22 protein-coding genes and 2 tRNA genes are annotated in these 22,202 nt (G+C 70.6%); 10 read left to right on the top strand and 14 right to left on the bottom strand.

Annotated features, from left to right (window positions below):
• The first annotated feature begins 127 nt into the window (after positions 1–127).
• Entirely contained in the window at positions 128–862 is a 735-nt protein-coding gene (locus ACZ6TI_RS28160) for a dienelactone hydrolase family protein (protein ID WP_465348166.1), read from the top strand.
• Positions 863–866: 4 nt separating this feature from the next.
• Here the strand turns inward: ACZ6TI_RS28160 and ACZ6TI_RS28155 are convergent, their stop codons facing one another.
• A complete protein-coding gene (locus ACZ6TI_RS28155) occupies positions 867–2,297 on the bottom strand; it encodes an aminotransferase-like domain-containing protein (RefSeq protein WP_465348165.1) in 1,431 nt (476 codons plus the stop codon).
• 55 nt (positions 2,298–2,352) lie between these two features.
• On the opposite strand from ACZ6TI_RS28155, the gene ACZ6TI_RS28150 reads away from it, so the two are divergent.
• From ACZ6TI_RS28150 to ACZ6TI_RS28140, 3 genes are all read left to right on the top strand, one after another.
• On the top strand, positions 2,353–3,555 hold the full coding sequence (locus ACZ6TI_RS28150; RefSeq protein ID WP_465348164.1) for an MFS transporter: 1,203 nt from the start codon (positions 2,353–2,355) through the stop codon (positions 3,553–3,555).
• Positions 3,556–3,673: 118 nt separating this feature from the next.
• Positions 3,674–4,255: an RNA polymerase sigma factor gene (locus ACZ6TI_RS28145; protein WP_465348163.1), complete on the top strand. Its 582-nt coding sequence runs from the start codon at positions 3,674–3,676 to the stop codon at positions 4,253–4,255.
• Entirely contained in the window at positions 4,252–5,217 is a 966-nt protein-coding gene (locus ACZ6TI_RS28140) for a CU044_5270 family protein (RefSeq protein ID WP_465348162.1), read from the top strand. The genes ACZ6TI_RS28145 and ACZ6TI_RS28140 overlap by 4 nt, the downstream gene beginning before the upstream one ends.
• Here the strand turns inward: ACZ6TI_RS28140 and ACZ6TI_RS28135 are convergent.
• Positions 5,214–5,411 carry a hypothetical protein gene (locus ACZ6TI_RS28135; RefSeq protein ID WP_465348161.1) on the bottom strand — a complete coding sequence of 66 codons (198 nt, stop codon included), beginning with the start codon at positions 5,409–5,411 and terminating at the stop codon, positions 5,214–5,216. The genes ACZ6TI_RS28140 and ACZ6TI_RS28135 overlap by 4 nt on opposite strands.
• A gap of 16 nt (positions 5,412–5,427) precedes the next feature.
• Here ACZ6TI_RS28135 and ACZ6TI_RS28130 point away from each other — a divergent pair, with 16 nt between their 5' ends.
• Positions 5,428–5,628 carry a pPIWI_RE_Y domain-containing protein gene (locus ACZ6TI_RS28130; protein WP_465348160.1) on the top strand — a complete coding sequence of 67 codons (201 nt, stop codon included), beginning with the start codon at positions 5,428–5,430 and terminating at the stop codon, positions 5,626–5,628.
• 12 nt (positions 5,629–5,640) lie between these two features.
• Here the strand turns inward: ACZ6TI_RS28130 and ACZ6TI_RS28125 are convergent, their stop codons facing one another.
• From ACZ6TI_RS28125 to ACZ6TI_RS28110, 4 genes are all read right to left on the bottom strand, one after another.
• On the bottom strand, positions 5,641–7,035 hold the full coding sequence (locus ACZ6TI_RS28125) for a nitrilase-related carbon-nitrogen hydrolase (RefSeq protein WP_465348159.1): 1,395 nt from the start codon (positions 7,033–7,035) through the stop codon (positions 5,641–5,643).
• Between the two features lie 149 nt (positions 7,036–7,184).
• Positions 7,185–7,421 (bottom strand): hypothetical protein, encoded by a 237-nt coding sequence (locus ACZ6TI_RS28120; protein WP_465348158.1) that lies wholly within the window; start codon positions 7,419–7,421, stop codon positions 7,185–7,187.
• Positions 7,422–7,510: 89 nt separating this feature from the next.
• On the bottom strand, positions 7,511–9,808 hold the full coding sequence (locus ACZ6TI_RS28115) for a helix-turn-helix transcriptional regulator (protein ID WP_465348157.1): 2,298 nt from the start codon (positions 9,806–9,808) through the stop codon (positions 7,511–7,513).
• A 130-nt stretch (positions 9,809–9,938) separates the two neighbouring features.
• On the bottom strand, positions 9,939–10,145 hold the full coding sequence (locus ACZ6TI_RS28110; RefSeq protein WP_465348156.1) for a hypothetical protein: 207 nt from the start codon (positions 10,143–10,145) through the stop codon (positions 9,939–9,941).
• A 376-nt stretch (positions 10,146–10,521) separates the two neighbouring features.
• Between ACZ6TI_RS28110 and ACZ6TI_RS28105 the strand changes: the two genes are divergently transcribed.
• The gene (locus tag ACZ6TI_RS28105) at positions 10,522–10,854 is read left to right on the top strand and encodes a hypothetical protein (RefSeq protein ID WP_465348155.1); all 333 of its coding nucleotides are present in this window, start codon (positions 10,522–10,524) and stop codon (positions 10,852–10,854) included.
• Positions 10,855–11,011: 157 nt separating this feature from the next.
• On the opposite strand, the gene ACZ6TI_RS28100 is transcribed toward ACZ6TI_RS28105, so the two are convergent.
• Both ACZ6TI_RS28100 and ACZ6TI_RS28095 read right to left on the bottom strand, forming a co-directional pair.
• A complete protein-coding gene (locus ACZ6TI_RS28100; RefSeq protein ID WP_465348154.1) occupies positions 11,012–12,073 on the bottom strand; it encodes a TolB-like translocation protein in 1,062 nt (353 codons plus the stop codon).
• A gap of 264 nt (positions 12,074–12,337) precedes the next feature.
• Positions 12,338–12,697 carry a helix-turn-helix domain-containing protein gene (locus ACZ6TI_RS28095; RefSeq protein WP_465348153.1) on the bottom strand — a complete coding sequence of 120 codons (360 nt, stop codon included), beginning with the start codon at positions 12,695–12,697 and terminating at the stop codon, positions 12,338–12,340.
• 444 nt (positions 12,698–13,141) lie between these two features.
• Here ACZ6TI_RS28095 and ACZ6TI_RS28090 point away from each other — a divergent pair, with 444 nt between their 5' ends.
• Entirely contained in the window at positions 13,142–14,170 is a 1,029-nt protein-coding gene (locus ACZ6TI_RS28090) for a hypothetical protein (RefSeq protein ID WP_465348152.1), read from the top strand.
• Between the two features lie 1,239 nt (positions 14,171–15,409).
• Here the strand turns inward: ACZ6TI_RS28090 and ACZ6TI_RS28085 are convergent.
• Positions 15,410–15,485: transfer RNA gene (locus ACZ6TI_RS28085), tRNA-Lys, on the bottom strand.
• A gap of 160 nt (positions 15,486–15,645) precedes the next feature.
• Between ACZ6TI_RS28085 and ACZ6TI_RS28080 the strand changes: the two genes are divergently transcribed.
• The 3 genes from ACZ6TI_RS28080 to ACZ6TI_RS28070 all read left to right on the top strand — a co-directional run bounded on the left by ACZ6TI_RS28080 (position 15,646) and on the right by ACZ6TI_RS28070 (position 18,746).
• Complete coding sequence (locus ACZ6TI_RS28080; protein ID WP_465348151.1) at positions 15,646–16,884, top strand: L,D-transpeptidase; 1,239 nt, start codon at positions 15,646–15,648, stop codon at positions 16,882–16,884.
• Between the two features lie 193 nt (positions 16,885–17,077).
• Positions 17,078–18,253, top strand: coding sequence for a L,D-transpeptidase (locus ACZ6TI_RS28075; RefSeq protein ID WP_465348403.1), 1,176 nt, complete (start codon positions 17,078–17,080; stop codon positions 18,251–18,253).
• A gap of 70 nt (positions 18,254–18,323) precedes the next feature.
• Positions 18,324–18,746, top strand: a complete 423-nt coding sequence (locus tag ACZ6TI_RS28070; RefSeq protein ID WP_465348150.1) for a hypothetical protein — start codon at positions 18,324–18,326, stop codon at positions 18,744–18,746.
• A 185-nt stretch (positions 18,747–18,931) separates the two neighbouring features.
• Here the strand turns inward: ACZ6TI_RS28070 and ACZ6TI_RS28065 are convergent, their stop codons facing one another.
• The 5 genes from ACZ6TI_RS28065 to ACZ6TI_RS28045 form a co-directional block, all read right to left on the bottom strand.
• A complete protein-coding gene (locus tag ACZ6TI_RS28065) occupies positions 18,932–19,405 on the bottom strand; it encodes a hypothetical protein (RefSeq protein WP_465348149.1) in 474 nt (157 codons plus the stop codon).
• Positions 19,406–19,568: 163 nt separating this feature from the next.
• Positions 19,569–19,850: a hypothetical protein gene (locus tag ACZ6TI_RS28060; RefSeq protein WP_465348148.1), complete on the bottom strand. Its 282-nt coding sequence runs from the start codon at positions 19,848–19,850 to the stop codon at positions 19,569–19,571.
• A 227-nt stretch (positions 19,851–20,077) separates the two neighbouring features.
• Positions 20,078–20,153, bottom strand: a tRNA-His gene (locus tag ACZ6TI_RS28055).
• A gap of 88 nt (positions 20,154–20,241) precedes the next feature.
• Positions 20,242–20,832: an oligoribonuclease gene (gene orn, locus ACZ6TI_RS28050; protein WP_465348147.1), complete on the bottom strand. Its 591-nt coding sequence runs from the start codon at positions 20,830–20,832 to the stop codon at positions 20,242–20,244.
• Between the two features lie 289 nt (positions 20,833–21,121).
• Positions 21,122–22,198 carry a hypothetical protein gene (locus ACZ6TI_RS28045; protein ID WP_465348146.1) on the bottom strand — a complete coding sequence of 359 codons (1,077 nt, stop codon included), beginning with the start codon at positions 22,196–22,198 and terminating at the stop codon, positions 21,122–21,124.
• Between the last annotated feature and the right edge of the window lie 4 nt (positions 22,199–22,202).

Genomic DNA, 22,202 nt, shown 5'->3' with positions numbered 1-22,202 from the left:
ACCCCCCCCCCCCCCCCTCCCCCCCCCCCCCCCCCCCCCCCCCCCCCCCCCCCCCCGCCACCCCCCCCCCCCCCCCCCCCCCCCCCCCCCCACGTTCGCCGGTGGCGCGTCAGTAGGGTCGGTCGCCATGAAGCTTCGCGAGGAAGAAGTGCGGGTGCCGGCGCCGGATTGCGAGATCCGCACGATGCTGATCAGCCCGGTCGGCGCGGGGCCGTGGCCCGGGGTGCTGCTCTACACCGACATCTTCCAGCTGACCGAGTCGACGTTGCGCTCGGCCCGGCGGCTGGCCTCGGCCGGGTTCGCGGTGTGTGTGCCGGAGATCTATCCCCGCGGCCCGCTGGCGGGCGTCGCGCTCGAGTTCGACGACGCCGGGAAGCAGGCGGGCCTGGACGGCGCGGCCGCCACCACGACCGCGCAGTTCGACTCGGACCGCGTCGCGGTGCTCGACTTCATGGCGCGGCGCCCGGACATCACCACGCTCTTCGCGGCGGGCTTCTGCATCGGCGGGCACCTGGCGTTCCGGGCCGCGCTGGACGAGCGGGTCGCGGCGACCGTCTGCTTCTATCCCACCGGCCTGCACAACGGCGCGGTCGGCGCCGACGCCGACGCGGGCTCGCTGGGCCGGGCCGCCGACATCCACGGCCGCCTGATGATCATCTTTGGCTCGCGCGACCCGCACGTGCCGGCCGACGCCCGCGTGCGGATCCTGTCCGCGCTCTACGCGGCCGGGCTGACCGACCTGCAACTGCTGGTGTACGAGGGCGGCGAGCACGCGTTCATGCGCGACATCGGCGCCCGGCACGACCCGCTGCTCACCGACCTGGCGTTCACCGAGGCGGTCGCCTTCCTCCGCGCCCACTGACCGCTCAGCTCCGGCGGGATCCCTTGTCGACCGCCCGGTCGGCGCGCGGCCCGAGCCGCTTCGGCGGCGGGTAGGTGGACCAGGCCGCCGCCAGCCGGTCGACGCCCTCGCAGAGCATCGGCACCGGCCGGTCGAAGCAGAGCCGGAGGTGGCTGGACGCGCGGCGATCGGGGTAGGCGAAGCTGCCGGGCAGCACGTCGACGCCGTGGTCCGCGGCGTGATCCGCGAACGTCGCGGTGTCCGGCAGCGGCAGCTCGACCCAGAGCGACAGACCGCCCCGCGGCGGCTCGAACCGCCACGCCGGCAGCAGCGCGGTGAGCCGTTCCCCGACCAGTGCGGCGTTCGCGGCGAGCTCCCGGCGGCGACGGGCCAGCACGTCGTCCATGGACCGCAGCACCTGATCGGCGATCAGCTGGCTGGGCGCGCTCAGGCCCAGCTCGGTGCGGTGCTGGCGGCGGCGCAGCTCGGTGGCGAGGTCGGCCCGGGCCCGGATCCAGCCGATCCGCAGGCCGCCCCAGATCGACTTGGACAGCGACCCGATCGTGCACACCGGTGCGGCGCCGCAGCGCTCGGCGAGGCCCTTCGGCGCGGCGTCGTCGAACCGGAGCTCGGCCAGCACGTTGTTCTCGATCACCGGCAGCCGCCGGCGGTCGAAGATCCGGGCCAGGGCGGCGAGGTGCTCGTCGGCCAGCACGCCGCCGGTCGGGTTGTTCACGATCGGCTGCAGCAGCGCGGCCGCGAACGATCGGCGGGCCAGGGCGCGGTCGACGGCGTCCGGGTCGCGGAAGTCGACCGGCACCGGGATCAGGCGCAGCGTCTCGCACACGTCGAAGGTGCCCGGGTAGGCCTCCCGCTCGACCACGATCCGGTCGCCCGGCGAGGTGAGCAGCTCCAGAGTGGACTGCATGGCGCGCTGGGCTCCCGGGGTGACGACCACCTGGCCCGGATCGGTCGGCAGGCCGCGCATCGCCGCCCGGCCGGCCACCGCCTCCTGGATCTCGATCAGCCCGGTGCCGTAGCCGTCGCCGGGCCGCAGGCCGAGGATCTCCCGCGCGGTCAGCCGGAATCCGCAGGCGACCAGCGCGCGGGCGTCCCACGGCACCGAGGCGGACAGGCTGACCGCGGCCTTCCCGGCCACCCGCTCGGCGAACGACCGGCCGGGCTGCTGACTCGTGCCCGCGATCCAGGTGCCCGACCCGTGCAGGGCGCCGATCAGGCCGCGCGCCCGCAGGTCGGTGAGCGCGGCGCGCAGTGTCGGCCGGCTCACCGAGAGCGCGCCGGCGAGTTCGCGCTCGGGCGGCAGCCGGGTGCCGGCCGGCAGCAGGCCGGCGTCGATGGCGTGCGTGAAGGCCAGCGCGATCTGCTCGGGCAGGCGGCCCGAGACGTCGGCAGACATCCAATCGCCGAGGGCGTCGGAGACGAGGCGTGCGTCCATGAGCACATACCAATTGGTAAGCGGGATCCAGACCAATCGAGCCTAGCGTCAGAGCATGGCCGTTGACCGATCGCCGTCGCGCACCGGGACGTCCCGGTCCGGCTGGCTCGCCGTCGGCACCGCGTTCGTCGCGCTGGCGGTGGCGTTCGGTTTCTCGTACAACTTCGGCAGCCTGGTGGAGCCGATGCGGGCGTCGCTCGGGGTCAGCGCCGGCCAGGCGAGCTGGGTCTTCTCGGTCTTCCCGTGCACGTTCCTCGCGCTCAGCGGGGTGGCCGGCAATCTCGCCGACCGGTACGGCCCTCGGGTGCTGTTCGCGGCCGGTGGCGTGCTGATGGCGGGCGGACTGGCGCTGACCGCGGCGGCCGGCCACGTCGTGCAGGCCGTGCTGGGTTATCTGGCCGTCGGCGTCGGGGTCAGCGGCGTCTACGTGCCCGCGGTCGCCAACGTCGGCGCCTGGTTCGACCGGCACCGCGTGCACGCCATCGGCGTCGCGGTGACCGGCATCGGCGTCGGCACCGTGATCGGCCCGATCGTGACCGCGGCGCTGGTGGAGCAGATCGGGTGGCGCCGCACCGAGGTGTGGCTCGGCGTCGTCGCGCTGGTGGTGCTGGTGGCGTGCGCGTGGATCACTCCGGTGGCCGGGCGTGCCCGCACGGACGGCGTCGCCTGGCCGGTGCGCCAGCTGGTCGGCGATCCGATGTTCCGGGTGCTCTGGGCCTCCGGATTCGCGATGGGCCTGATCCTCTACGTGCCGTTCGTCTTCATCGCCCCGATGGCCGTGCAGTCCGGCGCCTCGGCCCTGCGCGCGGCCACGCTGATCAGCGTCATCGGGTTCGCCAGCACCGCCGCACGGATCCTGTTCGGGCTGGTCGCCGGGCGGATCGGGGTGGTGCTCGCCTACCAGGCGACGATCGTGGCGATCTGGGCCAGCTTCGTGCTGCTGGTACCGGCCCGGTCGTTCCCGGCGCTGCTGGTCGTCGCGCTGATCTTCGGGGCCGGCTACGGCGGCAACATCGCGCTGATGCCGGCCGTGCTCGGGCATTACTACGGCGTGCGGAGCCTCGGCACGGTGACCGGCACGATGTTCACCAGCGCGAGCCTCGGCGCGTTGCTGGGCGCGCCGCTGTTCGGGCTCGTGGTGGGCGTGTCCGGCGGCTACCTGCTGCCGACCGTCCTCACCTTCGCGCTCGCCACGATCGGCTCGATCGGGCAGATGTTCCTGCCGCAGCTCAGTCGCCGGTCAGGTCTCACCGGCTGAAGAACCCCGCGACGAGCAGAATGCGCATCGTGGCGGTCTTGCCGGAGCCGTCCGGGAACTGAATCCGGGGTTCGCGGCGAGACATGGGTGTTCTGCACGCATCCATGGACGGAGGCCCATGACGGCGGTAATGGATCGGGAACTGAGCGACGTCGCGATCATCGCGGCGTCCCGGGACGACCCCGACCGGTTCGGGCTGCTCTATGACCGTTACTGCGCGATGTTGTACCGCTACGCGTATCGGCGGCTCGGGCCCGCCGGGTCGGCCGAGGACGTGGTCGCGGACGCGTTCGTGGTGGCCTTCCGCAAACGCGGCGGCTACGACCTCAGCCGGGTCGACGCGCGGCCCTGGCTCTTCGGCATCCTGACCAGGGAGATCTCCCGGCGCCGGCGGTCCGAGGAGGCGCGCTACCGGGCGCTCGGGCGAGCCGGCTCGGACGACCATGTCGAGGAGTTCGCGGACCGGGTGGTCGCCGCGGTGGCCGCGCAGGCGGTGCGTGGCGCGCTGGCCGTGGCCCTGGGCCGGATCCGACCGGCCGAACGCGACGTCCTGCTGCTCATCGCCTGGGGCGACCTGAGCTACGAGGAGGTCGCGGAATCCCTGCACATCAAGATCGGCACCGTGCGCTCCCGCCTGCACCGGGCACGGCAACAACTCCGAGAGGCGCTCGGCGCCCAGCAGATCGAGAGGACGCCATGAACGAGATGACCCAGCTCGCGGAGCTCGGAGCCACGCTGGACCCGCCGGCGGCGTACCCGTCGGCGGACGCCCGGCGGCGCGTCATGGCGGCGACCGGGAAACGGCGCCCGCGGTGGGGCCTGCGGCTCGTCGCGGCCGGCGGCCTGGCGGCCGTGGTGACCGGCGCGGTGCTGGCCGGCCAGGTCGTCGGGGTCGGCGACCGGCCACCGGCGGCCGGTGCGGAGGCGGCCGACATCCTGCGCGGCGCCGCGGCGCAGGCACATCGCCGGCCCGCCGTCACGGTCGCCGGTGACCAGTTCATCTATGTCGGATCGATCGCCACCTCGGCGACCTTCGACGAGGGCGGCGACGGCAAGGCGGAACTGCGGTCGGTGGAGCGCCAGATCTGGCTCTCGGTCGACGGCACCCGCGACGGGCTGCTCCGCACGCGGCCGCGGGACGGCTCCGAAGGCTGGCACGACAACCCGATCCCGGGCTGCAAGGACGGCAGGATGACGGCGCGCAAGGGCGACCAGTCCGTGGTGGTCGACTGCACGGCGGAACCCGGCTACCGCGGCGATCTGCCCACCGACCCCGATGCCATGCTCGCCTTCCTGCGCGACCAGGGTGAGAACAAGAACCCGGCCGATCAGCGGGCGTTCACCGCGGCCGGAGACCTGATCCGGGAGGCCTATCTCGCTCCCGACGTGCGGTCCGCGGTGTTCGAGGCGGTCAGCCGGATTCCCGGCGTCACCGTGGCCGGCACCGTGCGGGACGAGGCGGGCCGGACCGGCGTCGCGGTCGCGCTCGACGAGGTGCAGGGGATCCGGGCCGCGCTCATCTTCGACCCGGACACCTTCGAATATCTCGGCGAGCAGAACGTGCTGCTCGCCGACCAGGACGGCCTCAAGGCGGGACAGTCGGTGAACTCCACCGCCGTCCTCCAGGTGGCGGTGGTGCCGGCCGCGGGGCGGCACCCCTAGGTCACGGCCTTGTGATAGCGCCGGGCCAGGTCGGCGAAGGCCTCCCTGAGCTCGGCCGGGCCGACCACCTCGAGGTCGGCGTCGAACCTGCCGAAGGCGGCGGCCAGGCTCGGCCAGGACCACGATCCCGCGTTTGTCTCGTGCCAGACAGCGAATATATGCGAGTCGACTATCGACTCAGCAGCGAGCCGCACAACATAACCCACCTGGATGCCGGAGGATGCGCGTAGCCCTTACCCGCTGGCCTTGCAGCAGGGTTTTGATCAGCTGACGTGGGCGTGCTGGTCGGCTGCGGCCGAGTCGCCGACCGACATTGGTGACCTGGTGACGCACTGGTGCGCGCGGCCGTTGGCGAGCTGGACCCGGGGAAGGCGACCGAAGCCCACCCGGGGCGGCGGGTGGGCGCGGTGAAGGGCCCGCGGGTCAGCTGGCCGTCAATGCGCCGGGTTCCGGCGTGCGGGCTTTGGGCTGGTCATCGTCGACCGGGGCAGCTAGCCGGGCCGTGCGCCGTCGGGAGATGACGAGCGTCGCCGACCAGAGGAGCCCTGCGATTGACAGCCATCCCAGCACGTCGCCGACGAATAGCGCATACGGCGTCCGGGCTCCGCGGACCGGCACCGCCACCGTCAAGGTGTGTTCGGTGGTGACGGGATCGGCGCGGTACCAGCTCGCGTCTTGCCCGAGGATCCGGCCCTGATGGTCCGCCGCCACCGAGGTGCCTTGACGCACCGGGCGTACCACGCTCATCCCGTTTTCGACCGCGCGTAGCACCACCTGCTGATTGAGCGCGTCGGTCACCGGGGCCCAGTCGCTGGAGGGCACCAGCAGGATGTCCGTGCCGGCGCGGCCGGCTTGGCGGACCAGGTCGGGGAAGCTCGCGTCGAAGCAGATCACCGTCGCCAGCCGCCCGTACGGCGTGTCCACGATGGGCACGATGCCGGGACCGCGTAGGTTGCCGTCGCCCAGCGGCTCGGTGGTCTTCAGGTAGTCCCACACCGTGGCGCCGCTCGGGTCGAACATGATTGCACGGATCTCGCTGAACGGGTACTGCCGTGAGGGCAGCAGCCACAGCACGCCGATCTGGAGGTAGATGCCCTCCGTCCGGGCCACCTGCCGAGCCTGTTCGAGCACCGCGTCCTTGTCCTCGACGAACTCGTACGCAGAGACTTCGGCCCAGACGACGATCCGGGCACCGGCCTGGGCGGCCCGATGGGTGCGGGCGACCAGGTCGTCGAGCATCGGTGTCAGGTATCGCGCGCGCAGCTCGGCGCGTTCCGCCGCGGAGCGGGCTCCCGGTGCCAGCTTGGCGCTCATCAGCGCGTCGCTGGCCGCTCGGTTCGGCGCCAGGCCGGTGATCCGGACGGTCGCTGCGCTCGGCGGGTCGAGGGCGATCCGGGCCCCGCCGAGGGCGAGTACCGCCCCGAGCACCGTGCCGAGGACGAGCAGCGTCCGCCCGGCGCCCGCGGTCGTGCGCCGCTCCCACACTTCGTTGGCCACGGCGGCGGTCCAGGCGATGAGCAGGCCGATCATCCACTGGCCACCGACGGCGGCCGACTGCAGCAGCGGGAGGTTGCCCACCTGCGTGCCGGCGACGTGGCCGGTCGTGCCGAACTCACCGGTGCCGAAGAGGAACACCAGTGCCGTGTCCGCCAGCGGGAAGACCAGGGTGCGGGCGATCCCGGCGAGCCGGCCGATGAGCAGCCGGTCGATGGCGTAGGGGATCGGGGTCAGGACGGCGCCGCCGGCGGCCGCGATGAGCATCTGCTCGGCCGGCATGACGCCGCGGAAGCTCGCGTACGTGCCGAGCGCGCCGGCCACTGCGAGAGCCGGTACAGCCCACCGGGCCCGGATGGTGCGGCTGAACCGCAGCAGCAAGACGGGCGTAAGCCACGCCGCAAGGGGGATGGTGGTCTGTAAGAGGGTGAAGGGCAACAGGGCCGCTCCGAGAGCAAGCCAAAGCCAGGACATCATCGGTGCTCCCGGGTTGCTTCGTTGTCAATGGAGGTGACCAGACGGACCTCGCTGTGCGCGTCCCAGAGCTGGTCGAGCAAGGCACGCAGGGCGGCCTGGTCCAGAACCAGCTGGGTCATCACGGTCCGGCCGTTCTCGGTGTAGTGGGTGAACTCGCCGAACCGCCGGCGTAGCTCGCTGGCGAGCCCGTCGGACAGGGTGCCGCGGATGTCCACCCGGTAGCGCAACGTCATATCGGTCTCCTCGTCGGTCGAGGACGACGATCACCCGCGCCAGGGTCGGTACGCACCACCCCGGCGGAGAACCACCCGGGGTGGGTGGCTCAGATCAGGCCCAGCTGGCGGCCGCGGCGGACGGCCTCGGGGCGAGAGGCCGCGTCCAGCTTGCGGTAGAGGCTCTTGGTGTAGCCCTTGATCGTGTTGACCGACAGGTAGAGCTCCGCGCCGATCTCGCGCCGGTTGAGGGGCCCCTGCAGTGCCCGCAGGATGGTCAGCTCACGCTCGGTGAGCTGCTCAGCGAGCGCGCCGTCACGGCGCGCCAGGGCCACCGCGCCCCGGCCGATGCGCTCCTGGGCGGAACGGAGCGCCGCCGCCACACCGGGCAGCACCGGCTCGGTGCGCATGATCTCGTCAGCTTCGGAGAGGGCCGCGGCGGCGGCCCGGCGGTCACCGCCGGCGAGTTCCGCGGCGGCCCGAGCGGTCAGCGCCCGCACCGACTGGCTCGGGTGGCCGGCGGCCAGGGCCAGGTCCGCGGCGTGGGCCAGGACGGCGCGGGCGCCGGGGACATCGCCGTCGAGATGCAGGAGGAGTCCTTCGGCGAGGCGCAGGTACGCGACGGCCGGCGCGGCAGCAACACCCAGGGTGTCCTCCATCCGGGCCGCCTCGGGCAGGGCGGTGCGCAGCAGCTGACGTACCTCCTCGATCCTGCCGGCCTTGAACTTCGACACGGCGAGCAGCCCACGAGCCTGTAACAGGCTGAACGCGGGGAGATCGACAGCTGCCGCCCGGCCGACGGCGTCGCCGAGCAGCTGGGCGGCCTCGTCGTCGTGATCCATACCGCTGAGCACGCTGCCGAGTGCGATGCGGGAGATCACCCAGCCCTGCCGGGTGGGATCGGACTCGAGCGCCACCGCCCGCCGTGCCATGTCGAGAGTCTGTGCGGCGGTCTCGCCGGCATTGCCGTAGACGGTTCGTAGAGTGGCCGCTGCGGCGCGGGCCGAGTGCCAGCCGACCGGCGGCGCGGAGTCGTCGGTCAGCGTCGAGTCGACGGCGTCCAGCAGTGACGCGACGCGGTCGAGCCGCCCCGTGAGTCCGGCCGCGGCGGCGAGAGCGATGCCGAGCTTGGGACTGGCTCGGACGACCTCCGACGGCAACGCGTCGGCCAGCCGCAGGAAGGTCCCGAGGGCGCCGCGCGCCATGAAATCGTCGTCGCTGTCGGCGAGCAACTCACCTGCGGCCACCGGATCTCCCGCCGCGACCAGGCACCGGAACGCGCCCTCCCGATCGCCGGTCGACCGGTGCCACGCCGCCGCCCGAAGCAGCAGCGCCGGTTCCTCGCTCGGGCGGGTGCCGCGCAACTCGCGCCGCAGCGCCTCACGGAACAACCGGTGGTAGCGGTACCAGGTCCGCCGGGCGTCCAGCGCCACCAAGAACAAGTCGGCGCGTTCCAGCTCGGCGAGGATCCGCACCGAATCGCGCCGCTCGAGCATGAAGTCGCAGAGCGGGCCCGACAGCCGGTCCAGCACCGAGGTTCGCAGTAGGAAATCGCGCTCGTCGGGCGCCAGGCGGTCGATGACCTCCGCGGTGAGGTAGTCGACCACGTGCCGGTCGTCGTCCGCCGGCACGGCCAGGTCCGGCGGCCGGGTCGGCGTGCCGCGCAGGGTCAGTGCCACCAACTTGAGACCCGCCGCCCAGCCCTCCGTGCGGGTGACCACCTCCTCGACCACGTCTTGCGGCAGCTCGTTCCGCTGCGTGTCGCGGCGGCTGACCGCGGCGACCAGCGGGCGCGCCTCGCCGGCGGTGAACCGCAGGTCGACAGCCCTGATCTCGGTCAACTCTCCCCGTGCACGGAGCCGGGCCAGCGGAAGCGGCGGGTCGGAGCGGCCGGCAAGAACCAGTCGTGCACCGGACGGCAGGTAGGCGAGCAAGAACTCGAGACCCTCGTGGATCCGCCGGTCCCGGATGACGTGCAGGTCATCGATAACGACGCTGAGCTGACCCGACCGCATCGCGAAGTCATTGAGGAGTGTGGGCAAGGCCACCTCCAGCGGGTCCACCTCCGGCACCCGCAGCGCGGCCAATGCTGCTTCGCCCAGTGCGCGATCGGCCACTCGGATGGCCGACACGAAATAGGTCCAGAAACGGGACGGCTCATCGTCCGCCTCGTCGAGGGTCAGCCAGCCGACGCCGGTGCCACCTTCACCCGTCACCGTGTGCGCCCAGTCGGTGAGCAGCGTCGTCTTTCCCCAGCCGGCCGGCGCGACCACCGCCACGAGCGGCGTACCCTCGCCGAGGACCTCGATCAGCCGGCGTCGCGCCACGGTGCCGTCCCGACGCGGTGGCACGCTGATCTTGCCGACGACGAGCGGAACTCCCTGCTCCGGCGCGTCGCTGCTCACCACCGGCCGATTCTGTCACCGCACGGTCTCACAGCCAATGAGCGCTGACCTCCAATGCCCACGCCGCAGCACAGACCGCCCAGATCAGACGCGCCGTCGCCGAAGTACCGAACAACTGCATTGGCGTGGCACCTCATCCCGCCGTCGAAACCTCTCCTCCGACTCCGGTCTCGTTGCCGTCGCTGTCGTGGAAAACGTACTTCCAGACCAAGTCGTGTTTCTCGACAGCGACCGGCTCCAGGCCGCGTTCGGAAATCTTCGCAACCTCGGCGACTGGGTCGTCGAACCAAATCATGCTGACAGCTCCGCCGGCCCGCTCGGGATCCTGGATGATGTACACGTACCGATCCTCTGCCAACTGCCACACCGCCTCGATGTCGTTCGGGTAAAGGCTGGTTCGGCACCGAGCAGCCGCTTGTACCACTCCAGGCCATTTCTAAAATTCCGCACTGGGATGCTGCTGCCGCGCCGGCCCAGGCATCCCGGCACGCGCTCGCGATTGTCGCCCCGCGTGGACCGGCCATCGCTGCATCCTGCGCGCCGCGCTCAGGCTAGTCATCGCGCGAGCAGCCCGGTCCGGGGTGACGTCCGCTTCTGGCCGCCGATCGAGCGCGGATCCGAGGGCGGCCGTAACGCTGAATGCCGCCTGCCTGCCTCCTCCAAGAATTACGAACGCTCAACCAACAGGGCGCACCTGCGAAACGGGCTCGCGTTCTTTGGTTGATCTGCGCCACGGCTTCCGCGACGAGCACCAGCTTCAGTCGGCCCAAGGCGTCGTCATGCAGCGCCTTGCCGACGACCGCGAACAGGAAGAATGCCGAGTCCTGATGAAGTTCTGGTGGCAACTCGCCATGACATGTCAGGAGGTGACCACATCGGACCTGGATCGGCACGTCACGCCCGTCAAGCGAGAAGCTGTGCAAGAGCTCATCGACGCGATCAGGCAGTCGCCGGAAGCTATCGACGCGTGGATCGCCGCGGCATCTAAACGGTTCCCTGTTGTTCAAGACCGGGGCTACGAGGTGAATCAGGGCGACCGCGGCACCTGAGCGCAAGGAGCGCCGCGTCCGGTCATGCCGCCGACAAGGCGCGAGGTCGGTGATCTCCTGCGAGCGGCCGCCAGCGGGTCGGCCGGTCGACGGTGGCCACGCGTGGGGCGGAGGAATCGACGACGGCATCAGCGGCCTTGGCGGTGCCGGTCGCTTCTCAAACCGCCCGGAGGTCAAGGGCATGGCGTACGAAGTCGCGGTCGTTCCCGGTCGACCACCAGATCACGCCGGCGCGGTAGCCGATGTCGAACGCGTCCGGGCTGATCATCACGGATCGGCCGTTGTCGATTTCGTACGCGATGAGCTGGACGTGGTTTGTGAGCTGCGCGTTCCGGTCGATCTTGCCGAGGATGGTGAACCTGCCGAGCGGCGCCGGATCGGTCAGGACGGCCGCCATCGTGCTGTCCCCGACCCGGCGACGCTGTGTCCCGTCGGCCCGCAGCACGTCGATGACGGTGCCGTCGTCGTCGATGCGGGTAATCCGGCACCAGTCCGGGTCGCATTGCGTCTCGCCGCGTTTGGCCGTCGGCATCGTCCGCACCTCGCCGGTGACCAGGTTGCGCAGTTCCTTCGTACCGCCCGTGGCGGTCACCCCGTCGGCGAGCCAGGGCCAGGCCGACAGCTTCCAGTCCCCGGACACCGGCCGCGTCTCGGTCGGCCCGCCGCCGAGCGCGACTGAGCGGACCAGCGTTGTATCCGACGGTCCTGAAGCCACCCATCGCACCCGGCCGTCTGCGATGACCAGGTTGGCCTCGGAGTCGTCGGATTTCAGGTCGCCCACGCCGGCCGTAAGCCGGCGTGCCTGTCCCCCGCCGATGCTCGCGCGCCACAGCGCGGCCTGGGAGCGGTTGCTGCGCTCGACCCACACCAATACGTCTCCGTCCGCGGTGACCGCCGGGAATGACGGGTAGTCCTGCTGGGGTAGTGCCCGGATGGTTCGCACCGATCCGTCCGCCCGCCGCAGAACCAATCGTTGCAGCTTCCCGTCGGCGCTGGGCGCGCTGCCGACCGAGGTGCGCGCGTCGAGGAAAAGCATGGGCTGGTAGGCGGCGCCGTCGGCCAGCGCGGCCGCGATCGAGGCCCGTGCGGCGTGTGGCCAGGCTGTCGCTGCGGCTACCGGAACCGGTGGCCGCGACCGATCTACGCTGGGTAATGCCAGCAATACGGCGCTGGCCGCGAGCGCGGCGAGGGTGCCGAACGGCCGGAGAGGTGTGCTCACAACCTTGAGTACGCACACGGCGGTCTTCCGGCTCATCTGATGAATCCGGATCGGGTCGTCCGCAAGGCACTGCGGGCGGCTCATTTGCGTCCGCGCCGGCGTGTCCATGCGCTCCTCAACCACGAGGGCGGTAGATCAACCGGCTGGGCCGCCCGGGCCGATAACAGCACATCCCGGCCACCGACACCCGCGCGCTGCTCTTCGCGGTCACCTTCACCACCGCAGTCACGCCACGCGGCGCCCAGGTCGTGGCCTTACAGGCTTTTAACGTCTGCCCGCACTCGTCGGCGAAACAGATCCACGCTCCGCGCCGTGCTGCGACTCTTTTAGCGACGGCCGCTGATAACGGCGCCAACGCGCGATTGCCTGTTCGTCACGCTCGACACCACGATGGATCGGCATCTGCACGCTGTAACCCAGCCGGCGCATCGCCTGCCACGCCGTGGTCACCCCGACCCGCAACTGGAACATCGTCGCGATCAGCGCGACCACCCGCCCCAAAGTCCACCACTGGTCATCGCCGTAACCCGCCGCGGCCGGCCCCTGATCGAGGCGTTCCCGTAAACAGGCAAGCTGCGCGTCGGACAGTGCCGGGTCCGGCCCGGACGAGCCCTTCGACGCCAAAGCTCGCACACCCCCGGCCGCCCACGCCCGCCGCCACTGACACGCCGAGGGCCAACGGCCTACTGAAGAGCGGTGGCCAACCGAAGCCCCCGGGGCAGGCGTCACCCGGATCACACGCCGCCCCGGTTCCACCTCTGCCCGCGCCCACGCGCGGGACGGCACAACAGAAAGGAGGAGGCAAACCGGCGATGGCCGAACAGAAGCTCGGGCGACCGCGGGATAATCCCGACGATCGGCCGTTTCATCCGGCGTGCCGATGCTGGAGAAGGCCGCGCAACATACAAGAAACTCGATGCGTCAGGGCAGCGGCGACGCTCTGCTCCATTTAGGATGGCGGTCGGCGCTTGGCCGCACCCTGGACGTCAAGCAGCGGGGGAAGAACGACGTCGAAGGGAGAGCGCACATGCGGCTTCGAGCGATCACACACACACGGTTCTGGCAGCGATGCTGTCGACGGCGGGGATCCTGACGGGAGCGCCCCCGGCGGCCGCGGCGACGTACACGGTCACGCCCCTGCCACTGCCGGACCACGCGGACATGCTGGTCGTTCCCGTCCGCCACGACCTCTACGTGGCCGGCGGCGACCGGATCGTGGTCGCCGACCAGACCGGCAACCTGGTGCGGACGATCAACGGCCAGACCGGCGTGTCCGGTCTGGCGACAAGCGCCGACGGCCGGCGCGTGTACGCCGCGCTGAGCGGTGCCCACGCCATCTCGGCGATCAACACCGCCACCCGGCGGGAGCGGCGGCGCTACCCGGTCGGCCGGGCGTGCCCAGGCGACGTCGTGACCGCCGTGGGCAAGCTGTGGTTCACCTCCTCGTGCACCGAGGGCTCCGACGGCAGCGTCAGTGCGCTCGACCTCAAGACCGGCGCGATCACCACGTACGTCACCGGGCTTCCAACCGCCCAGGGCGCTCCGCTGCTGACGGTCTTCGAGCGCGAGGGCTGGGGGGTACGCCTGATCGTCGCCGCCCGTGACCTGAGCGGCTCGGAGCTGCGGGTCCTCGACATCACCAGCGGCGCGCCCGACCCGATGTGCTGGGGACCCGGCCCGTGCGAGGCTCGCATCCGCGGCATCGTGAACGACCTGGCGGTGACCGCGGGCGCCGCCGACATCGTCCTGGCCACCGGGACACAGTTCCACCCCGAGCTGTCCATCTTCGGCCTGGCCGAGATCCGCACCTATCCCACGGGCCCGTACCCCACGGCAGTCGCGGTGGCGCCCGGGGGCCGCCTGGCGCTCGGCTCGTGGAGCCCGCGCGGCGACGACACCGACCTCTTCGGCTACATCGAGGGCGGCACCGAGCCGGAGTGGACCCAGGAGCTGGGCACCCGTGAGACCGCGGCCAACGACGTCGCGCCGCGCGGCCTGGCCTGGTCCACCGACGACAGCTGGCTCTACACGGTGGTCATCGACGGCGCCGGCGGCAGCCCGGTCCTGCACAGCAGGCTCATGTTCCCCCGCCCGTAGCGGGGTTCCACGCGACGTCAGCGCCGTGGTGCGCACCGGACGCGTCGCCGCCGAGGCCGACATCGGCGGCGACGGGATAGCGCTCGGGTGGCCGTGCGGGTCACCGGAGGCCGACTACTGCGGCCGATTCATCCCCTGGTCTCTGGTGCGGGATGCGGACCCGGAGGCCACGCCGCCCGAGCTGCGGCTGACCGACGGGCGCACGGTCTTCATCGCGAGCGCACACCGGGAGCGGCTGGCAACGGCTCTGGCCGAGGCCGGGGTGGCGGTGCGGCGGCGGCCCGACGTCTGGCAGGACCTGCTGGAACCGTTCCTCGATACCGAGTACGACGACGCGTGCCCCGGGCCCGCTATCTGCGCTTCCGTCGCTGGGCCGACGCGATCGCCGCCCGCGCGCCACGCTGAGGAGCCGGCGTGGCTGCAGGGACCGCGTCGTGGACCCGCACTCGACCGCGTAGCTCTGCCGCTCGTGAACCCGGTCGGACGGCCGGGCACCGGACAGGAGCCGCCGGCTACCGGTTCGTCGCCGCCCCGCGCCGGCGGACGTGGACGACTGTGCCGGCAATCCGGCGTGGACGGTGCGGATGGCGTCGGCCAGCTTGGCGGCGTCGTCGTTGACGAGATAGCCGCTGGCGCCGGCCCGAACGGTGGCGCGCACGTGGCGCCGGTCGCCGTGCACCGAGCAGTGCCGGAGCGCCTCCAGCACCTCGGGCGGCAATGTGTCGGGCAGGTTGGCGAAGGTACTCCACCCACAGCCCTGCGCGGCGCTGTCGTTGCCGGCCTGGATCAGGGCGAGGGACAGGCAGCTCGGGGAGCGCAAAAATCGACGGGCGCAGGTCCGGCTGCTCCAGCCAGTCGGTCAGCCACTTTTCTACCGTCCAGGCCTGAGCGAGGACCCGAGGGCTCGGCTCGCCGACCGCGGCGTCTCGGGCCACGATCGCGGACGGCTCGGACGCGACCCACCGCGGCGTACCCGCTGGCGCAGGCCATCAGCGCCGGCACCTGCGCAAACCTTCGTCTGCCCAGTGCCCGGCGTTACGTGTTGTTCCCTTCATGAATAAGTTCCTCACCAGTCTCAATGAGCTGAGTAGGGACTCGCGATCCGAAGGGTTGCAGGTTCAGGTCCTCGCGGTGCACCAACGACAAATGAGCCGATCTGTGAGTCCAGAACCGGACTCACAGTCGACTCACGTCAACCAGCAGGCGATCTTCCGATCGCTAAACCTGCTGGTCAGGTTTTGGTACGCCGCGTAGGACTTGAACCTACAACCCGCGGATTAAGAGTCCGCTGCTCTGCCAGTTGAGCTAGCGGCGCTCTCTGACAACGTCCGAAACGATAGCACGCGCCGTGATGTTGGCTCCAATCGGCAACCCCCTGGGCGGCGCGGCGCGTCAAAGTAACCGGCGGGCCGACGCCGCTGCTTGCGTTCGTAGGGCAGGATGTGCGCGCGACAACACGAGAACGGGGATCGACGATGCTCAGCAGGCGCCTGGTGGCGATCTTGGCAATAGCGGTGGTCACGCCGTTGGCGCTCGCCGCGTGCGGGGATGAGGACGCCGGCAAGCAGGCGTGGGTCGGCGGCACTCCGACCGCCTCCGCGGCGCCGTCCGAGGTCTCCCAGCAGGAGTCGGCGCCGTCCGGACCTGTCTCACTCAAGGTGACACCCGCCACAGGCAAGAAGGACGTGCCGGTCAGCGCCGAGATCGGCGTCGCGCTCACCGGCGGCACGATCAAGAGCGTCGCGTTGCGCGACAGCAAGGGCGGCACCGTCGCCGGCGAGATGCGCGAGGACGGCTCGGCCTGGGTGCCCAGCAAGCCCCTCAAGACCAAGCAGGGGTACGAGGCCACGGTCGTCGCCACCGACTCGACCGGCACGGAGACCACCGCCACCACTTCCTTCACCACGATGGGCAAGCCGGCCAAGAAGACCGGCACCGGGCTCTACCTGTTCGACGACCACACCTACGGGGTCGCGATGCCGGTGGTGGCCGAGTTCAATCCTGGGATCAAGAAGAGCGATCGTGCGTCCGTACAGAAGCGCATGTTCGTGAAGACCGACCCGCCGCAGCCCGGCACCTGGTCGTGGACCTCGAGTGGCACCCAGGCCTATTACCGCGCGCCCGAATATTGGAAGCCGGGCACGAAGCTCACCGTGCGCCTCGCGGTGGGAGGGCTGCCGACCGGCGGCGGGCGCTACGGCTCGCAGGACCGCGCGGCGACCTCCAAGATCGGCCGGTCCTTCGAGATGAAGGTCGACAACAAGACCAAGAAGATGACCGTGATCCAGGACGGCAAGACGGTCAAGACCATGCCGGTCAGCCTGGGCAAATCGGGCACACCGTCGTCCAGCGGGCACATGGTCGTGATGGAGAAGAAGGCGACCACCGTCTTCGACACCACGGACACCGACGGCTCTGAGGGCTACGTCACAGACATCGAGTTCGCTCAACGTCTGACCTGGTCAGGGCAGTACATCCACTCGGCGCCGTGGTCGGTGGGCTCGCAGGGACGCCGAAACGTGTCGCACGGGTGTGTCAACGTATCCCCATCGAACGCCCGCTGGCTGTTCGACAAGACGCTGGTCGGCGACCCGGTCACGGTCAGCGGCACGGGAGACAAGCTGGATTACGGCAACGGATGGACGCCGTGGGACCTGAGCTGGAAAGAGTTCGCCAAGGGCAGCGCCCTGCCGGTGCCGGCCGATCTGGGGTGATCCCCTGAACGTGTCCGGGTGACCACCGTCAGTGCGCGGCACGATTCCGGGATTGGTCGACCGGGCATTCATGACGGAGGATGGGCGCCGGGACGAAAATGCTGGTGAGGAGACAAGGGTGACGAGTGAGGTTCGGGTGACGGGTAATACCCGGCCAACCGGCCGCGCCGGGCGTCGGAGCTGGCGCACCGCGATGGCCGTGATCGCGGCCGGTGCGGTGCTGCTCGGCGCCGGGTGCAGCGGCGACAAGTCGCCCAGCTGGCAGGGCGGCGGTTCGAAGGATGACGGCGGCACGGCCGCTTCTCCCGCCCCGCCGGCCAGCAGCGTCTCGGTGACTTCGCCCAAGGCGGACGCGACCGGTGTCGAGGCGCTCTCGCCGGTGAAGTTCACCAGCGAGGACCCGGCGAACACCAAGGTGACGGTCAAGAACTCCAAGGGTGACGAGGTCGACGGCAAGCTCGACACCGACGCCGGCACGTGGACTCCGGCCAAGGGACTGAGCTGGGGCGAGAAATACACGATCACGCTCGACGCGCCCGCGACGGACGGCAAGGTCGGCACCGCGGAGAGCACCTTCACGGTGATGAAGAAGCCGTCCAAGCTGGTCCGGGTCTCGAGCTTCCTGGGCGACGGCAACGTGGTCGGCGTGGCCATGCCGATGATCATCCGGTTCGGCCGTTCGGTGCCGGAGAAGTCGCGCGCCGAGGTCGAGCGGCGGATGCCGGTCACCTCCACGCCGGCGCAGGAGGGCACCTGGCACTGGGTCAGCGCGACCGAGGTGCACTACCGGCCGAAGACCTACTGGAAGTCCGGCACCAAGATCTCCTATGCGGCAAACCTGGCCGGCGTGCCGATGGGTGACGGCTATTACGGCCGGTCAAACCTGACCGTTGACCTCAAGGTCGGCCGTTCACTGGTCATGACGGTGGACAACAAGACCAAGAAGATGACCGTCGTCGAGAACGGCAAGACGATCAAGACGATCCCGGTCAGCCTCGGCAAGGCCAGCACCCCGTCGTCGAGCGGCACCATGGTGGTGATCGAAAAGAAGCGGCACACCGTCTTCGACACCATGGACGAGCTCGGCCCGGACGAGGGCTACCGCACGGAGATCGACTACGCGCAGCGGATCACCTGGAGTGGCCAGTACATCCACGCCGCGCCGTGGTCCGAGGGCGTGCAGGGCCGCACCAACGTCTCGCACGGTTGCGTGAACGTGTCGATGAAGCTCGGGGCCTGGCTGTTCGGGAAGACCATGATGGGCGACCCGATCACGGTCAAGGGCACCGGTTCGCCGCTGAAGAACGGCAACGGCTGGACCGACTGGAACGTGAGCTACGAGGAGTACAAGAAGGGCAGCGCGCTCTAGCACTACCCCGAACGCTGCGAACGGCCTCTTTTCAGACGAAAAGGGGCCGTTCTGCTTCTACGCTGAGCGTGTGCCGAGAACCCTGCCCGTCCTGCTGCTGAGTGCGTGCCTGCTGGTCGGGGGTTGTTCCGGGGACGGGACGCCGCCGGCCTCGACGGGCGGCGCGGGGGCGGGCGGCAGCAGCACGGCGCCGGTGTCCACCGACCCGTCGGCCACCGAGGACGTGCCCGGCGAGGTGGCCTGTGGGGCGCTGGCGGCCGCGATCAACGACGCGACGCTGATGAACGCCGGCGTGGTCGACGCGATCGTGACCGCGTCGAGCACGGCGGACGCCCCGATCACCGACGCGGCGCAGCGGCTGGCCACGGCCTATGCGGCGGCGGTCGCGGCACGCGGCGCGGAGAACGAGCCGGATGCGGTGGCCGAGGTGAGCGTGGCGGGCGCGGAGATGTCCTCGGTGTGCGGCGAGAGCGGCCTCGACACCGTCGGCTGACCTTCCCGCCTCGCCAGGAACGCCCGGGTGGTCACGCCGGCTACCGCGCCTCCGCCCACGATCCGCCTCCCCCACGATCCCGCTTCGCCCACGATTCCGCCCCGCCCACGATCTCGCCCCGCCCACGATCTCGCCTCGCCCACGATCCCGCCGCATCGCCCACCTCGTGCTTGCTTGCCGGCGGCTCAGCGCAGGTGGGTGCGTTCGTCGATGTGGTGGGTTGGGGTGCCGGTGAACTGGTCTCGGCTCGTTGGCCCGAAAGCCAGGTTGAGGGTGTCGAGGCGGTAGCTCCACTCGCCGCGGCGGATCAGGGGCCAGGAGAAGCGGTAGTTGAGTTGCCAGCGCAGCCACTGGCCGCGGTCCAGCCAGACGGCCGGCGGGCGGCTCGGGCGGGGTGGCAGGCCGTTGAAGGCGAGCGGTACCTCTACGCGCAGGCGGCCGTTGCGCTCGGTCAGGCGGACACCCTCGGGCTCGCCTGGTCGGAAGTCCTCGCTGGGGACGAAGTCGTGCCGCTCGTCCAGCACGACCTCGTGGACGGCCGGACAGGTGTCGGCCGGCAGGACGAAACCGGACGGGGTGGCGTTGCGCCGGGTCGCGGCGGGGCCGCCACGGGACTTTTTGGTCCAGGCGGTGCGCACCCACTGCATGACCACGTCCACCCGGGGATCATCTCGGGGCAGGTCGGGGTCTACAACGGCATTTCCGGGACTCTCTGGTCCGCGAGTCGGTCACCGCGTTCTGCCTGGCGGCGCCTTCGAGAGCGCTCGACACGATCCGCACGAACGTGATGCTCCGGCGCCGCGGCAGCAGCCACGTCCCTCATCAGGTGTCGATTCGTTGATTGAGGTCGCCAGGCTCGTTCCCGTCGCGCAGGACGGTGGTCGGGCCGCTGGGGAGGTTGGCCTGGTTGGGGAGTTGGACCTCGGTGAAGGCGCCGTTGGTGAGCATCCACAGGCCGAACCAGTCGTCCTCCTCGTCGTGGATCAGGACCTGGACCGACTCCGGGTAGGGCCCCGGCAGGGACTGCAGGTGTGTGAGCAGGCCGGCCCAGTGGTCTGCTGGGTGAACTCGGCCGCCCAGCCTCGGCCGAAGGTGCCCGGCCACTGGCTCTCGATCGGGACGAAGATGCTGTGCCACGGGCGGGAGCCGTCGTTTTCCCTGGTCAGTGGGTCCATGACGGCATGTGCTTCGGCGGCCAGGACGATTACTTCCGCGATTCGGCCCACGCCGGATATTTGATCTTGTGGCCGGGGCTTGCGGGTGCTGTGTGCGTACCCGGAAAGAAGTCGGCCCGGTCTTGACGACCGGGCCTGACCACCGCTGCATTTGCTTGGGGTGACCGACGGGACTTGAACCCGCGACCCCCGGGACCACAACCCGGTGCTCTACCAGCTGAGCTACGACCACCATTGCCACCGCTAATCCCACGGCGCCGGACAATCATAGCCACATCCACCCGGCCCGCGTCGAGCGGGTTCCGGCGTGGCAACGTGACCTATAACTCGGCAGCGATGGCCTTCGCTTGCTCGACATCGGGGCCGGGCTGCGGGACGAAGACGGTGCGGCGGTAGTACTCGAGCTCGCGGATGCTCTCGCGGATGTCGGCGAGCGCGCGGTGGGCGAGGCCCTTGGCGGGCTGGCCGAAGTAGACCCGCGGGTACCAGCGCCGGCACAGCTCCTTGATCGAGGAGACGTCGATCATGCGGTAGTGCAGGTAGTTGTCGAGGGTCGGCATGTCACGCGCGAGGAAGCCACGGTCGGTGGCAATGGAATTGCCACAGAGCGGGGCGGTGCGGGGATTAGGGACAAACTCTTTGATGTACGCCAGCACGGCCTCCTCAGCCTCGGCCATGGTGACCGTGGACCGGCGGACCTCGTCGGTGAGACCGGACTTGGCGTGCATGGTGCGCACCACCTCGGGCATCGACTCGAGAGCCGCCTCGTCGGCATGGATGACCAGGTCGATGCCGTCGCCGAGAACCCTGAGCTCAGGGTCGGTGACCAGCGCTGCGACCTCGATCAGCTTGTCTTTGCCGAGGTCGAGACCGGTCATCTCACAGTCGATCCACACCAGAAGATCCGCCACGGGCTCAGCCTACGCGCTGGTGAACGCGCATGCGGCACCCTCTCCCACACCTACCGTTCCAGGCCTTATAGGGGTTTTTAGTCTGTTTAGAGCAGGGACTTCCTAGATTGGGCGTTCAGGGCTAAACTAGGCTTAACGGACGAAGCCCCCCTTCGGTTACTCCGTTTCCCCCGGTAAAGGGCCCTCCACGTCGGCAGCGTGGAGGGCCCTTTCATGTGTATCGACTGCTTTGGGAAATGGAAGCGGGCCGCCCCGTGGTGACTGGGGCGGCCCGCTTCGGTGGTTCGGGTCAGTTCTTCATGTCGGGGTTCGTGGTGGGCTCGCCCGGCTTGGGCTCGCCCGGCTTGGGCTCGCCCGGCTTGAGCTCGCCCGGCTTGAGCTCGCCCGGCTTGGGCTTGCGCTTGCGGCCGAGTGACAGGAGTTTGGCTGCCTCGGCCTGGTAGCCGGACAGGGCCGAGGAGGCGGATGCCCTGGCCCGGGCGGCCTTGGTGGGCTTCTTCTTCTCGTCGGTTTTCGCGTCCGCGTCGGTGGTGCTCGGTGACTGGCGGGAGGCCGGGAGCTTCGCCGGTGTGGACTCGGCGGTGGGGCTCGTCGGCTTGGACTTTGCCGTGGCGCCCTGGGCCGGGTAGTCGCGGCGCAGGGATGAACCTGGGCGGCCCAGGGTGGTGGCAGGGTCTGGGAGCTGGTCGTCGGCGGCTGCGGGGCGGATCGGGTCCGGGGTCGTGGGGCTGGTGGGGCGGGTTGGCGACGGGACCGTGGGGCGGGACGGGACCGGGCGGGTGGGCGCCGGGGCTGGGGCCGTTGCGGTCGCGGTGCTCGTGGTTGCCGGGCTCGCGGTGCTCGCGGTCTGGTCGGCGGTGTGGGGCTGAGCCGGCTGTTGTGTCGGCTGGGCGGCCACGGTGGTCAGGTCGCGGTAGTGGGGCGCCTTGGTGCTTGTGGGCGTCGGCGTCGTGGTGGTTCCGCCCTTTGAGGACCTGATCGGGTCGCCTTCGGGGCGGGCTGGGGACGGCGTTGTGGTGTCCGGAGTTGGGTCGGGCTTGCCGCCGGCGGGCTGGGTGGGCACCGACGACGGCTTGTCGCCCTTCTCCGGCTTGCTTGTGACGTCTGCCGCCTTGCTCGTGGTGCGCTTCGGGTCGTCCGACTTGGCTGCGGCGGGGCGGGATGCCGCGATCAGCTCCCGGAGTGCTGCGGCGTCGGCTGCGCCCTGGCGGAGAGCGGCCAGTTCGATTTCCGACTTGGCCGGACGGGCGTGGGTGGCGGCTTCTGCGGGCTTCGTGGCCTGGTCCGAAGTGACCGGTTTGCGGGAGCCTTCGGGCTTGGCGGTGGCCGGCGTCGACTCTGCGTTCTTGGTGACCGGTGCCGTCACTCCG

It is taken from the genome of Actinoplanes sp. NPDC051388 (assembly GCF_055586225.1).
This window is presented reverse-complemented; position numbering and strand designations above follow the sequence as displayed.

Bases quoted from the DNA above. Each gene is read 5' to 3' on its own strand.
- ACZ6TI_RS28080 (WP_465348151.1), top strand. From the start codon at position 15,646: ATGCTCAGCAGGCGCCTGGTGGCGATCTTGGCAATAGCGGTGGTCACG.
- ACZ6TI_RS28075 (WP_465348403.1), top strand. From the start codon at position 17,078: ATGGCCGTGATCGCGGCCGGTGCGGTGCTGCTCGGCGCCGGGTGCAGC.
- ACZ6TI_RS28140 (WP_465348162.1), top strand. From the start codon at position 4,252: ATGAACGAGATGACCCAGCTCGCGGAGCTCGGAGCCACGCTGGACCCG.
- ACZ6TI_RS28130 (WP_465348160.1), top strand. From the start codon at position 5,428: ATGCCGGAGGATGCGCGTAGCCCTTACCCGCTGGCCTTGCAGCAGGGT.
- ACZ6TI_RS28145 (WP_465348163.1), top strand. From the start codon at position 3,674: ATGACGGCGGTAATGGATCGGGAACTGAGCGACGTCGCGATCATCGCG.
- ACZ6TI_RS28160 (WP_465348166.1), top strand. From the start codon at position 128: ATGAAGCTTCGCGAGGAAGAAGTGCGGGTGCCGGCGCCGGATTGCGAG.
- ACZ6TI_RS28150 (WP_465348164.1), top strand. From the start codon at position 2,353: ATGGCCGTTGACCGATCGCCGTCGCGCACCGGGACGTCCCGGTCCGGC.
- ACZ6TI_RS28120 (WP_465348158.1), bottom strand. From the start codon at position 7,421: ATGACGTTGCGCTACCGGGTGGACATCCGCGGCACCCTGTCCGACGGG.
- ACZ6TI_RS28155 (WP_465348165.1), bottom strand. From the start codon at position 2,297: ATGGACGCACGCCTCGTCTCCGACGCCCTCGGCGATTGGATGTCTGCC.
- ACZ6TI_RS28090 (WP_465348152.1), top strand. From the start codon at position 13,142: ATGCTGTCGACGGCGGGGATCCTGACGGGAGCGCCCCCGGCGGCCGCG.